The sequence below is a fragment of the Vibrio sp. 1288 genome, assembly GCF_033344475.1.
This window is the reverse complement of record NZ_JAWPOX010000238.1, coordinates 1-915: the sequence shown is the minus strand read 5'-3', so window position 1 is coordinate 915 and position 915 is coordinate 1. Positions and strand designations below refer to the sequence as shown.

1 protein-coding gene and 1 pseudogene are annotated in these 915 nt (G+C 46.8%); both read right to left on the bottom strand.

Annotated features, from left to right (window positions below):
- Positions 1-242, bottom strand: a pseudogene (locus R8O11_RS25930) (DUF547 domain-containing protein); the annotation flags it as partial.
- Positions 243-374: 132 nt separating this feature from the next.
- The coding region (gene leuD, locus R8O11_RS25925; RefSeq protein ID WP_318194703.1) for a 3-isopropylmalate dehydratase small subunit at positions 375-915 on the bottom strand (541 nt) is incomplete at its 5' end.

Here is a 915-nt window from a genome sequence, read left to right as displayed (position 1 = left end):
AGACGTTGAATGTACTGCTTTAACTTTGTTTTATCGGCGAACGAGACTTGGTTGTAACGAAATAGAGTGTTGTCGCCTCGGGTAACTAGATAGCTGTCGAGTAACTGTTGCCACTCCAGATGAGAGATTGAAGTTTGGTTGACCCCGTTGGACTGCTGCCAATAAGGCCATAAGTCGGCTTTTGGTGCGGCGAGAGCGGAAAAGGAGAGTAGGGCACACAGTAGCAATAAGAAACGCTTCATAGAGAGACCTTTAGTGAGACTTGATTGTTAGTGTAGACCCGTCTAGTTGTTGTTTTCTTTCTTTAATCTACGCATAAAAACAATACAGGGTGACAATGACCAGCCGGGTATTTGTGTATTCAAGGGTGCGTTTTAAGGGAGGAAGGTGGGGATATTGGCGTCATGCTCAGCGATTTTGTCTTCGTGCTGAAGCGTCAAACCGATGTTATCTAAGCCATTAAGCAGGCAGTGACGACGGAACTCGTCGATTTCAAAGTCATACTCCTTGCCGTTTGCGCGCACTTTTAGGGCTTCCAGATCCACTTCAATTTGCGCACCTTCATTGGCTTCAACGAATTGGAACAGTTCATCCACTTCTTGCTCAGTCAGACGAACCGGAACCATTTGGTTGTTGATGGAGTTGCCGTAGAAAATGTCCGCAAAACTAGGTGCGATCATCGCTTTAATGCCGTAATCAGCCAAAGCCCAAGGTGCGTGTTCACGAGATGAGCCACAGCCGAAGTTTTCACGCGCAAGTAGGATAGAAGCGCCTTGGTAACGTGGCGCATTCATTACAAACTCAGGGTTTGGTCGCTCGCCTGCATCATCAAGGAAGCGCCAGTCATGGAAAAGATGCTTACCGAAACCTAGGCGAGAAACTTTTTGTAAAAACTGCTTTGGAATAATGGCATCC